At 64.3% G+C, this 10,442-nt stretch carries 14 protein-coding genes; 7 read left to right on the top strand and 7 right to left on the bottom strand.

What is annotated here, in order from left to right; genetic code table 11:
- Positions 1-13: 13 nt before the first annotated feature.
- From tnpC to tnpA, 3 genes are all read right to left on the bottom strand, one after another.
- Entirely contained in the window at positions 14-1,537 is a 1,524-nt protein-coding gene (tnpC, locus tag ASF41_RS13045) for an IS66 family transposase (RefSeq protein ID WP_056493809.1), read from the bottom strand.
- Positions 1,538-1,605: 68 nt separating this feature from the next.
- The gene (tnpB, locus tag ASF41_RS13040) at positions 1,606-1,962 is read right to left on the bottom strand and encodes an IS66 family insertion sequence element accessory protein TnpB (protein WP_056493806.1); all 357 of its coding nucleotides are present in this window, start codon (positions 1,960-1,962) and stop codon (positions 1,606-1,608) included.
- Positions 1,959-2,393 carry an IS66-like element accessory protein TnpA gene (gene tnpA, locus ASF41_RS13035; RefSeq protein WP_244479645.1) on the bottom strand — a complete coding sequence of 145 codons (435 nt, stop codon included), beginning with the start codon at positions 2,391-2,393 and terminating at the stop codon, positions 1,959-1,961. Before tnpA ends, tnpB begins: the two co-directional genes overlap by 4 nt.
- A 1,325-nt stretch (positions 2,394-3,718) precedes the next feature.
- On the opposite strand from tnpA, the gene ASF41_RS13030 reads away from it, so the two are divergent.
- From ASF41_RS13030 to ASF41_RS13020, 3 genes are all read left to right on the top strand, one after another.
- Complete coding sequence (locus tag ASF41_RS13030) at positions 3,719-4,453, top strand: Crp/Fnr family transcriptional regulator (protein ID WP_082504358.1); 735 nt, start codon at positions 3,719-3,721, stop codon at positions 4,451-4,453.
- Between the two features lie 156 nt (positions 4,454-4,609).
- Complete coding sequence (locus ASF41_RS13025; protein WP_056493797.1) at positions 4,610-4,849, top strand: DUF6894 family protein; 240 nt, start codon at positions 4,610-4,612, stop codon at positions 4,847-4,849.
- Between the two features lie 423 nt (positions 4,850-5,272).
- A complete protein-coding gene (locus ASF41_RS13020) occupies positions 5,273-5,743 on the top strand; it encodes a PleD family two-component system response regulator (RefSeq protein ID WP_056493794.1) in 471 nt (156 codons plus the stop codon).
- A gap of 51 nt (positions 5,744-5,794) precedes the next feature.
- Here the strand turns inward: ASF41_RS13020 and ASF41_RS13015 are convergent, their stop codons facing one another.
- A complete protein-coding gene (locus tag ASF41_RS13015) occupies positions 5,795-6,262 on the bottom strand; it encodes a MucR family transcriptional regulator (protein ID WP_056493791.1) in 468 nt (155 codons plus the stop codon).
- 104 nt (positions 6,263-6,366) lie between these two features.
- Positions 6,367-6,630 (bottom strand): AlpA family transcriptional regulator, encoded by a 264-nt coding sequence (locus ASF41_RS13010; RefSeq protein ID WP_056493788.1) that lies wholly within the window; start codon positions 6,628-6,630, stop codon positions 6,367-6,369.
- Between the two features lie 396 nt (positions 6,631-7,026).
- Here ASF41_RS13010 and ASF41_RS13005 point away from each other — a divergent pair, with 396 nt between their 5' ends.
- A complete protein-coding gene (locus ASF41_RS13005) occupies positions 7,027-8,016 on the top strand; it encodes a hypothetical protein (protein ID WP_082504363.1) in 990 nt (329 codons plus the stop codon).
- 88 nt (positions 8,017-8,104) lie between these two features.
- Here the strand turns inward: ASF41_RS13005 and ASF41_RS13000 are convergent, their stop codons facing one another.
- Complete coding sequence (locus tag ASF41_RS13000; RefSeq protein WP_056493784.1) at positions 8,105-8,440, bottom strand: hypothetical protein; 336 nt, start codon at positions 8,438-8,440, stop codon at positions 8,105-8,107.
- Between the two features lie 304 nt (positions 8,441-8,744).
- Positions 8,745-9,035 carry a helix-turn-helix domain-containing protein gene (locus ASF41_RS12995; protein WP_348271632.1) on the bottom strand — a complete coding sequence of 97 codons (291 nt, stop codon included), beginning with the start codon at positions 9,033-9,035 and terminating at the stop codon, positions 8,745-8,747.
- Between the two features lie 66 nt (positions 9,036-9,101).
- Here ASF41_RS12995 and ASF41_RS12990 point away from each other — a divergent pair, with 66 nt between their 5' ends.
- The 3 genes from ASF41_RS12990 (at position 9,102) to ASF41_RS12980 (ending at position 10,398) form a co-directional block, all read left to right on the top strand.
- Positions 9,102-9,398, top strand: a complete 297-nt coding sequence (locus ASF41_RS12990; protein ID WP_056493778.1) for a hypothetical protein — start codon at positions 9,102-9,104, stop codon at positions 9,396-9,398.
- 10 nt (positions 9,399-9,408) lie between these two features.
- Positions 9,409-9,888, top strand: a complete 480-nt coding sequence (locus ASF41_RS12985) for a penicillin-binding protein (RefSeq protein ID WP_156653285.1) — start codon at positions 9,409-9,411, stop codon at positions 9,886-9,888.
- Positions 9,889-9,957: 69 nt separating this feature from the next.
- The gene (locus ASF41_RS12980; protein WP_056493772.1) at positions 9,958-10,398 is read left to right on the top strand and encodes a hypothetical protein; all 441 of its coding nucleotides are present in this window, start codon (positions 9,958-9,960) and stop codon (positions 10,396-10,398) included.
- Positions 10,399-10,442: the final 44 nt, after the last annotated feature.

Raw genomic sequence — 10,442 nt, 5'->3', positions numbered from 1 at the left:
GTAAGCGCTGTTTTCAGGCCACGGCTTTGAGGGCTGGCATGGCCTGGTAGGCCCATGGCAGCAGGTCGTCGAGACGGCTCTGTGGGTGGCCCTCGACGATGCGGGTGATGACGTCGGTGAGATAGGCGTGCGGYTCGACGCCGACGAGCTTGCAGGTCTCGATCAGCGAGGCGATCACCGCCCAATGCTGGCCGCCGCCGTCCGAGCCGGCAAAGAGCGCATTCTTCCGATTCAGCGCCAGGGGCCGGATCGCGCGCTCGACGATGTTGGAGTCGATCTCGACCCGGCCGTCGTCGAGGAACAGGCTCAAGCCGGCCCAGCGCGAGAGGGCGTAGCGGATCGCATCAGCGAGTTTGCTCTTGCGGCTGACGAGGCCGAGCTTCTCGCGCAGCCACGGCTCCAGTGCCTCGATCACCGGCCGGCTTCGCTCCTGACGCACGGCACGCCGCTCGTCGGCCGGGCGACCGCGGATCTCGGCTTCGATCCGATAGAGCGCGGCGATGCGCGCCAGCGCCTCCGTGGCGATCGGCGAGGCGGGGCCAAGTTCGTAGAACAGCCGTCGTGCGTGGCTCCAGCAATAGGCCAGCCGCACCGCGCCACCCTTGGCCAGCACCTCGTAGGCGGCATAGCCGTCGACCTGCAGCACGCCTTCGAACCCAGCCAGATGCGCGATCGGCCGGCCGGCGGTGCGGTCGGGGGCGTAGACGTAGGCGACACCGGGTGGATCGGATCCGCTCCAGGGCCGGTCGTCACGGGCGTAGGCCCAGAGCTGGCCCGTCTTGGTGCGCCCGCGCCCGGGATCGAGCACGGGCGCCGTGGTCTCGTCGGCAAACAGCTTGCCCGAGCGCTTCAGCGTCTCCAGCAGCCGCGCGTGCACCGGCCGGAGCAGGAAGGCGGCCCGCCCGACCCAGTCGGCGAGCGTCGAACGGTCGAGGACGACGCTCTGGCGGGCGAAGATCTGCGCCTGGCGGTAGAGCGGCAGGTGGTCGGCGTATTTGGAGACGAGCACCTGCGCGACCAGCGCGTCGGTGGGCAGGCCGCCCTCGATCAGCCGGGGCGGTGCCGGGGCCTGCACGAACGCGTCCTCGCAGGCCCGGCAGGCGTAGCGCGGGCGGCGGATCACCAACACCCGGAACTGTGCCGGCACCACGTCGAGGCGCTCGGATACGTCCTCGCCGATCTTGTGCAGGGCGCCCGAGCAGCACGGGCAGGCGGTGCTGTCGATGTCGACGAGGGTCTCGACCCGCGGCAGGTGGGCCGGCAGCGCCCCGCGGTTGGTGCGGCGCTTGAGCCCCCGGGCCGTCTTCTTGGCCGGCTCGGCCTCCTCGGCAGCAAAACCCGCGGCCTCGACTTGTTCGGCCTCTTCCAGCCCGAGAAGGAGCTGGTCTTCGGGCAGGCTCTCGGCCCGGCGTCCGAAGCGGTGGCGCTGCATCGCCAGGATGATCTGGCGCAGCCGCTCGTTCTCGGCCTGCGCCTCGACGAGTTGCGCCTTGAGCGTCTCGGGATCGTTGGATGGGGGTGAAGCAGGCTTAGTCACGGAGCGGATTAGAGCATATCCGCCAGTGCCTTACCATCGTTCGGGAGCAACCGGAGCAGCCTTTTTGCTCACCCTGCGACCGCCGGTGCGATGACCGTACGCGCCACATGAACACGCTTCCAGTCGAGCCCTTCGAGCAGGGCTGCGAGTTGCGCCGCCGTGAGGCGTACGACGCCATCCTCGATCTTCGGCCAGCAGAACTGACCGGCCTCCAGGCGCTTGGTCGCCAGGACCACCCCGCTCCCGTCCCAGAACAAAAGCTTGGCCCTGTCCGTTCGCTTCGAGCGGAACACGTAGACCGTGCCGGAGAATGGATCCCCGCCCATCGCATCTCGCACCAGAGCGGCCAACCCGTCCATGCCCTTGCGGAAGTCCACCGGCCGCGTCGCCATCATCACGCGCACCGCACCGGATGGCCCGATCATGCCGTGGCCTTCAGCGCCCGGATCACCGACGCGATCGTCGCTTCACACGCGCCCGCGCCGATCCGAACGGTCACGCCAGCCAAATCCAGCTCAATCGCGGCGGTAGGCGTACACCGATGCGAGGTCCGAAGCCGGGATCGTCGCGGCGCTGGATCGGTTGCTACATCCTCGACGAGCGCCGGTACGAACTTCAGCTGCGGGGCTTCGGGAAGCGCAGTCACCGCACGCCGTGCTGAGCGAAGCCATGTGAACAGGTGCTGCGGGCTCATCCCGTGTTGGCGAGCGACCACCGAGACCACCGCGCCGGGGGCGGTCGCCTCGGCCAGGATGCGCTCACGCTCAGCATCGGACCAGCGCCGACGGCCGCCCACGCCCGTAATCACCTCCAGCCGGCGGAACGACCGCGGCGGCTCGACCATATCCTCAAGCATAGACATAAAACGATCCGAACCCGGGACCGTCAGAATCCCCCATCGCAATCAACCCGGGAAGGGCGGCTCCAGACACCGCTTACNGCGGCTCGACCATATCCTCAAGCATAGACATAAAACGATCCGAACCCGGGACCGTCAGAATCCCCCATCGCAATCAACCCGGGAAGGGCGGCTCCAGACACCGCTTACCATCCACTGGCCTACAGAGGATCTGAACTAGGTATCCAGATCTTTCGCTTTCTGGTTCGCAATCACCCGCAGCGCTCTATCGAAGGCAGATAATGGGCGCTGCCGGCGGGCTCGGCGCGGCCCTCTCTCGCGGTATCAACCGGGCAAGAACCGCGGCGGCGGATGCGCCCCCGGGGCTGAGTTTCGGGATTAATACGCGCGGGCGCACGCGAGGCGACGCGGAGGCTTGGCGACCATTTCTAGCGAATGAAAAACGTGTAGCGCGCCCTGCTGTGGTCCCCGTATCAACGGGGAGAATACGGGGCAGGCCAAAGCATTTCATTGCGCCCGGGTGCTGTTGGTAACACCGCGCAAACAGCGGCGGGGCAGCCCTGGTAACAGGGCGAGAACAGGGCGCCGCGCCGGCCCTTTTCCTAACGGCGGATAATAGCCCAGCAGCCGGTTCTTACCGGGGAATAGCGGTGCTCGATGGGGCCTCGACCTGGGCGAGCTTCAACCCCTCGACGGCCTCAGCGAAGGCGGCGAGCGTTCCGGCCGCGATGCGCTTGCGGTAGCTGCTGGCGTCCTCGGTGGTCTCGATGGTGATTACGACGATGCGGGCGGCATCGATCGCGGCTCAGATGCCAAGGTCGTAGGCGCGGCGCTCAGCAGGGTTCATGTCTTGGATCATCGGGCTTCCGTTTTCGTGTTCAGGCGGTAGGGCCGGGTGCGGCGGGTGCAGCCTACGGGGTGCGAGATGCAGGCCGGCGGGCTTTGACGGAGGCATGGCGGCGGCACGGGCTCGACAATCTTTCCAGGGAGGCGTCCCTGCCCTGCGAACTCTGGCCCCGCCTTCCTGACGCCAGCCAGTTAGCTACGGGCACAGGCCTCGCGATCGAGGATACGCGCTAATAATCAAATCTGACGCTCGGAGCCTCAGTTTGTAACATCTTGGTGAGAATTTTTTTCATCGCAAAGGTCACGATTTCAAGCGGCTGGCATGAGTTACGCTGTCCGTTAGCGCAGGCTGCGCGCTGTCACAATCATCACATTGTAATGACTTCACGGGTTGCATAGCAAGTTTCAGTGCATTCTTATGGATTATCGAGGCTTGGCTCGTCATATCCGCCGGAGGGCATGGCCCGGGAGTGCACATGCTCAATCCATTCATTCAGAAGCTTCGCCACCGTTTCGTACTTTCTAAATCTGACGAGAAAGCCCTTACGAATGCGAGTGCGCATCTTCGCGGGGTTCACTCTCGAACCAACCTCATCTTGGAAGGGGACAAGCCGGATCACGTCCATCTCATCCAGAGAGGCTTTGCCTGCCGCTACAAGGTTCTTCCGGGCGGCGTCCGGTCGATTGTCGGCTTTCTGATCCCAGGAGATTTCTGCGACCTGAACGTTTCGATCCTCGGCGCGATGGACCACTGCATCGGAACGATCAGTTCCTGCGACGTGGTGCGCATCCCGCGCTCCGTTGTGAATGATCTCACTGCCCATCACCCGGCCTTGAACCGCGCCCTGCAGTGGGCTGGCCTCGTCGACGAGGCGATCCTCAGGGAGTGGCTGGTGTGCATGGGCCGGCGTTCGGCGGACCAGCGGGTCGCTCATCTGTTCTGCGAGTTCCTGATCCGCCTTCAGGTGGTCGGGCTTGCGACCAAGGACAGCTATGCCTTCCCCCTCACCCAACTCGACCTCGGCGACGCGACTGGGCTGTCGAACGTTCATATGAACCGAGTGCTTCAGCAGTTGCGCGGTTCGGGGCTCGTCGTATTCAAGGAGCGACGGGTCACACTACCCGACTTTGCCGCAATCCAGAGCTATGCAGGCTTCAACCCGAACTACCTGCAGCTGAACCCGAAGGCTCCGCCTTACCTGACTATCTAGGGTAGGGGGCTGTTTTCCAGAGGCAAAAAACCACACCCATTTGTTAAATGTTTGATCGGGTATCGCGTCTATAACATAGCGCATCGCGGCCTTACCCCTGGCCTTCCGCGCCTGTGAGACCTTGTGTGCTCCCGCCTGCTACGCATGGAGGGTCCTATGCCTCGCTACTTCTTCGACATCCATGACGGCAAGACGCTTCGTGATGACGAGGGCATAGACCTTGCCGGTCCAAAGGAGGCGGCTCGGCACGCGAAGACGGTCTTGCCTCAGATCGTCGCCCACGAGGTCCCTACGGATGGCGAACACCAGGCTTTTTCGGTGCTGGTGACGGACGAGGACGGTCATCCCATCTACTCAGCCGCCATGACCTACACAGGTACGTGGTTGATCCGATAACCGGTGCCTGGCGGGGCGCGCCAAACGCCAAAGACTGGCCGCTCCGTGCGCCCCCAGGTAAGTCAACGCTACGCAGCCGGCGCGGGGCGGATTGCTGACGGGGCGTGCCTGCTTACCTCCGGACGGGATAGGGGAGAGGCTTTGCCGACGCCAGGGGCAAGCCTGCCCCCGCCGTCCGATCTGCTCACGGAACCGGCGGGGTAGGATCGTCCATCTCACGCTGAGCCGGTACGCAACTTGGCTCGCAGGGAGAGTGCCTGAAGCCGGTTAGCCGGACCTAACGCGCGCCAAGATGCCATCGCATCAAATCGAGAATGGCAATGCGGCTCGCAGTTCAACAATTTTGGTCGGGGAGAAAGTTAAGGCAGATAGCGCTAAGGTTCAATGTCGCGATAATTTTGTGCGTCGACGAGGTTCCATCCTATGATCGGCGCTCCAAGTTTTCCCGATCTTTTAGCCGTTATTGCTGACGAAAGCCTTTATATTCGCCGCATCGTGCGCGACATGCTGCAGCGAACCGGGATCAGGCGGATACAGGAAGCGGTTGACGGGGCAGAGGCGCTTGGCTGTATCGCTGAGAGCCGCCCCGATTTGGTGATCCTGGATTGGGAACTTGCTATTCTCTCAGGCGAAGAGGTCATCCGCTTGGTCCGAAACCCGGAAACCTCCCCGGCTCCTACCGTACCGATAGTCTTGATGATGGCTCAGCCTCAGAAGGATAGGGTCGAGCGCGCCGTCCGTTTGGGCGTCAATGAAGTCATCGCCAAGCCCTTCTCGCCAAAGACACTTTGGTCCCGGCTCGATGAGGTGATCAATCGGCCAAGGCCGTATGAAACGGTCAAAAGCATGCTGCGTCCCATTCCAAGGCGGTTGCCGAACGCCGCAGCTTTGTAACCGCTCGCGCCTGCGCTGCCACTGCCGCGCATGGCACGAACGGTTTAAGGGTCATGCAGCCTTTGTGTGCCCTTTAGCCTTTGGCTGAACGTCCTCGCTGCGATCAGCGACCCGGCCGAGACCAATCGACTTTGCCAGGGCGGAGCGATGAGCGGCATAATCCGGGGCGACCATCGGGTAGTCGGCTGCGAGACCGTAGCGCTGACGATAGCTGTGCGGATCGAGGCCATGGCCGGTCAGATGACGCTTGAGCGTCTTGTAGCTCTTGCCGTCGAGGAAGCTGACCAGGCCGCCCGGCGTCACCGACTTGCGGATCTGGGCCGCCGTCGGCTTCTCGATCTCGGCATCGGGCGACTTTGCTGCAGCTCCGGTGGCAAGCGCCTGAAGCGCCGTGTGAACCTGACGGATCAGGTCCGGCAGATCGGCCGGTCTAACGGAGTTGTTCGACACATACGCGGAGACGATGTCGCCTGCGAGGTCGATGATGTCGGTGGTTTGATTTTCTGTGTTTTCTGACATGCTGCTACTTGGTTGTGGTGCCCCCAATGGAGGGCAATCGTACATCCAGAGCTGGTCTTCAAGTAACGTTTTCGGATCTCATGGGAGAGGGGCTACAGCAGACCTCATGACCAATCCGCAAATGAGTTCGGCTCGCTGATCTCGCTCAAGGCATCGAACGCGGCATCCAGGCGGCGCAGGTCCCAGATCACGCAGGCGTCGATCCTGAACGGCTGCGGCATGCGCCCCTCCCTCACGCACGCATCGAACTTCGTGGTGCTGATGCCGACGTAGCGCGCGGCATCCTCGCGGCGCAGGCCGCGCCGAGGAACGACTTCCAGCCTGATGGGGGTGTCAGCCTCGCCCTGTCCCTCCTTCGTCCTCGGCATAGCTCAACATTCATCGAAACAGCGGGAGCCCTGCTCCTAGCAGGCAGAGGCCGCTGATGAGCAAGCCGCCGCCAACGCTCTCAAGAACGGCCTGTTGCCGAGGGCGCTGAGAAGCGACACTGGCCGAAATGACCCCTGACACCAGACACACCAAACTCAGAACCGCCATTCGCATCTCCTGCCTGTTTCTCGCAGGCAGGGGTTAAGCAAAGGATGCCGGGGGGATTAACCATCTACAAAGGCTGGTTAACAATTCATTAGCGTCCAAGGGAACTTTGGAGGAAACTACTGAGGCGGGCGGGTGCCCGCTTACGTACCCCTGAGCTTCCTCTCATGCGTCTGCTTGCTCCGAGCTTGCTCCCCTCATGGCTGGCGGTATGCCTGTCCGTGCCTCTGATGCTGCTGGGGATTGGTAGCGCGAGTGCGCACGTGAAGTGGTTCTGTGCCTACGATGTGGCCGGTCAGCCGCGGGGTCTCGAACAGGTGCTCTGTGCCGAGTTCGAATGGCTCGTCGCCCTATCCGTCGTGTGCTTGATGGCTGGCTGCATGATGGAAGGCACGCCACTTGGAACGTACCTGCTGAATGCCCTCGATCGGGTGACGTCGCGCCTGCGCACGGACACCCCCCTGCTGGTCCGAGCCACCCTGGGCTTCTTCTTCGTCTCGTTGTGGAACCTCGGCGGCATCATCCTCACACCCGAGCTGAAGACCGATCTCGCTTGGATCCCGTGGCTGCAGCTTGGCATCGCCACGACGCTGATCTGGAAACGGACGCTGCCGCTTGCTGCCCTTGGCATCGTGTTCCTGTTCGGCCTCGCCTCCTGGAACTACGGCGCTTTCCACCTTGCTGATTACCCGGTTTTCCTCGGCATTGCCGCCTACCTGACACTCGTCAGCTTCGATCGCACCCTGTTCGCCTTACGCCCCCTCGACGTTGTTCGGTTAAGCGCCGCCGTCACGCTGATGTGGGCCTCTGTTGAGAAGTGGGCCTACCCGCACTGGACCGACCCGCTGCTGACAGCCAAGCCCGAGATGACCATGGGCTTCTCGAACGAGCTGTTCATGAATGCGGCTGGGGTCATCGAGTTCACCCTCGCCTTTGCGCTGATCTGGACCCCCCTGGTGCGCAGGATGAGCGCGATAATCCTGGCCGCGGTCTTCGTCTCAGCGGTGATCCAGTTCGGCAAGGTCGATGCGATTGGTCATTCCGGCATCATCGTCGTGCTGCTCGGCATTGCTGCTGACGATGCCCGTGTCGCAGTCCGAGCCCGAACCACGATGCTGGTGCCTGCCTACTACGCAGCGGCCCTCGCGTGCTTCCTCGCTCTCTACTATGCCGGGCACGCAGCGCTCTACGGCGGGCTCCCTGCTATCCCGGTGACCTGAGAGTTCAGACCAGGGTGGCACGGGCTATCGCCTTGTGGCGGGTCCGGATCGCCCTGTCCCTCCTTCGTCCTCAGCATAGCGCTCACCCTCAATCCAGGCGCCGCCCCTTCCGCTTCGGGGGCGGCTGGTTGTCTAGCTTCGCCAGGATCTCGTCGCGGGCGCTTTGGGTGAGCGCCGCAGGGCCGATACCGTACTGGCGCTCATAGAACAGCCTGACCGCTGGCACGTAGCGGCCATAGACCGTATGGCGCTTCGGCAGTCCGCTCATCTCCAGGGAGGGTACGGATGCGAGGCAGTGGCGGATCTTCTCCTGATCCGGCCCCACGACCGCGCGGGCAACGTCCCGATCATCCGCGAACAGCGGCAGCTGATTGAGCGTCAGGAAGGGACGCGATTTGGGCGCAGTCACGCCGCCTGAAGCCATCGCCGCAGGTTCGCCGCCGCACTCCGACTGAGGCCTGCCTCGCCCGATCTACTCACGGGCCGGCGGGGAGGGGGGCGTCGGAATTTACTCAAGGCCACTCAGAAGACGTCCCGCTCACGGACTTTGCCGCATTTCGGGCAGCGCTCTGTAGCACGGGCCGTTTTCCAGGATGCGCCTGGCCTGTAGGACCAGGGGATATCCTCCGCGGGTCGCCATTGGTGCGCGCAGAGGCGTTGCCTAAGGCTTCGTACTCGATCAGCGATCCAGGTATCGCCGAGTATGGCTGAGAGCTTGTGGCGGCCACTCACTCAGCCAACGTCTTCCTCTCACGAAACCGGATGCCGGCCCCTCCCCCATTCTCGGGGATGAACTCGAGGCCGGCGGCTTCCAACGCCTGGGCGATGACGACGAGCGTTGCGCTTCGCGGGGTGCCGCTCTCTCCTTCGAACTGACGAACAGTGACAATCCCGACGCCTGCAACCTTGGCAAGCTCTGCCTGGGTCCAATTCAGAAGGCCGCGCGCGGCCCGGCACTGCGATGGCGAAATCATCCGGCAGATATGATTGATTGATCGAAAAACGACAAGACCATCCAAAAGGGCTTGATCCGTCTAAAACTGTTGATTATAGATAGAACCATCGAAAAACGATGGGTCTCTCCGATGTCCTTCCGCCGCACGATCTCCTGGACCGCCGCCACCCGCGACATGCGGAACGATCGCGTGCAGCTCCCCGCCGGCTTCCTCTCCGCTCGTGGCCTGATCGAATGCTTCGTGAAGACCCGCCGGCCCCTCGTTGTTGCCGGCAAGTTCGACCGCGCCGCGATCATGGCTCACGCCGCCGCCGCCGCGAAGCAGCACCAGGCCCGCACGGGCTCCACCTGGGCCGCCGCGATGTCCGTCTCCCTCAAGGCTGCTTGGCAGGTTGCCAAGGCCGCCCACCGCGCCGCTGCGCACTGAGGCTGCCCCAATGTCCTTTCACGCTATGACACGCCGCGGCCTGTTCGGCGGCGCCCTCCTCCTTGGCCCTCTCCTACGCACCGGCATGGCGACCCCGCCCGACCCGATGCTGGTCACGATCCGTCTCTCGGAGGCTGCCGACAAGGCGCACCGCGCGGCCGGGCTCCTCTCGGCTGCCCGCATGGCCGGCGGCGTCCTCTCCCCTGAGTGGCGCGCTCATCGCATCGAGACGGCTCGGGCTCGCTGCGCCGCTCGGATCGCGCTTCACGGGCTGACCCCGACCACGCGCGAAGCGGCTATTGCCCTCGTCCGGTACACTGGCGACCGGGTGAGCCACGCCCATCACACCAACGCCAACGGCGCCCGCCGTGCCGCTCTGCGCCGCCTGCGCGAGGTCTTCGCCCGTCCCGGCGCCTATCCGCTGGATCGCGACGCTTGGGTTTCCGTAGCGGCTTCCCTGGCGCCCGTGCAGCCCATCCCGGCCGACTGAGCGCCCCGCGCTCTCGTCCGCGTCCCTTCCTTCCCTTTCCCGTCTACCTCGAGCCCCGGAGACCCGGTTATGGCAACGACCTCGCACGCCCTCGTCATTGAGCACGTCCCCTTCCACGCTGACCCCATCCTGGCCGCGATCGACCACCATGACGAGGCTTGGGCTGTCTGGCAGTCGGCCCCCGACGCCCTGGTGACGCGGCGTCACGTCGAAATGGAAGGCGCCTTGGCTCGCCTTCTCGCGACGCCCTGCGCCACGCAGTTCGGCGCCCTCGCCCTCCTCCGGCACCTGCGCTGGCACATTCAACACGACGCCATCACGGACGCCGCGGTGCTCGGCCGGGCCGCGGATCTGGCACTGTACCTGCGCCTCGACTTCCCGGCGACCGAACCGGCCCGTGCGCCCGTCGCGCCGGTCCTGCGGCTTCTGAGCGGCCTCGGGGAGGCGGTTGCCGCCCTGTCCCTGATCTGCGGCGGCCTCGTCGTCATCGGCCTCGCGACCCTGGCCTAATCCCCCGGCATCCCTCGACACCTGCAAGCCTGCAATCCTTCAAA

This window comes from Methylobacterium sp. Leaf111 (genome assembly GCF_001423285.1).
In the GTDB taxonomy this organism is placed as follows: Bacteria; Pseudomonadota; Alphaproteobacteria; order Rhizobiales; family Beijerinckiaceae; genus Methylobacterium.
This window is presented reverse-complemented; position numbering and strand designations above follow the sequence as displayed.

Excerpts from the sequence above, each read along its gene's own strand:
- ASF41_RS13030 (WP_082504358.1), top strand. The coding sequence starts at position 3,719 with ATGCTCAATCCATTCATTCAGAAGCTTCGCCACCGTTTCGTACTTTCT.
- ASF41_RS13005 (WP_082504363.1), top strand. The coding sequence starts at position 7,027 with ATGCTGCTGGGGATTGGTAGCGCGAGTGCGCACGTGAAGTGGTTCTGT.
- tnpB (WP_056493806.1), bottom strand. The coding sequence starts at position 1,962 with ATGATCGGGCCATCCGGTGCGGTGCGCGTGATGATGGCGACGCGGCCG.
- tnpA (WP_244479645.1), bottom strand. The coding sequence starts at position 2,393 with ATGCTTGAGGATATGGTCGAGCCGCCGCGGTCGTTCCGCCGGCTGGAG.
- ASF41_RS13025 (WP_056493797.1), top strand. The coding sequence starts at position 4,610 with ATGCCTCGCTACTTCTTCGACATCCATGACGGCAAGACGCTTCGTGAT.
- ASF41_RS12985 (WP_156653285.1), top strand. The coding sequence starts at position 9,409 with ATGTCCTTTCACGCTATGACACGCCGCGGCCTGTTCGGCGGCGCCCTC.
- ASF41_RS12990 (WP_056493778.1), top strand. The coding sequence starts at position 9,102 with ATGTCCTTCCGCCGCACGATCTCCTGGACCGCCGCCACCCGCGACATG.
- ASF41_RS12980 (WP_056493772.1), top strand. The coding sequence starts at position 9,958 with ATGGCAACGACCTCGCACGCCCTCGTCATTGAGCACGTCCCCTTCCAC.
- ASF41_RS13010 (WP_056493788.1), bottom strand. The coding sequence starts at position 6,630 with ATGCCGAGGACGAAGGAGGGACAGGGCGAGGCTGACACCCCCATCAGG.
- ASF41_RS13020 (WP_056493794.1), top strand. The coding sequence starts at position 5,273 with ATGATCGGCGCTCCAAGTTTTCCCGATCTTTTAGCCGTTATTGCTGAC.
- ASF41_RS13000 (WP_056493784.1), bottom strand. The coding sequence starts at position 8,440 with ATGGCTTCAGGCGGCGTGACTGCGCCCAAATCGCGTCCCTTCCTGACG.
- ASF41_RS13015 (WP_056493791.1), bottom strand. The coding sequence starts at position 6,262 with ATGTCAGAAAACACAGAAAATCAAACCACCGACATCATCGACCTCGCA.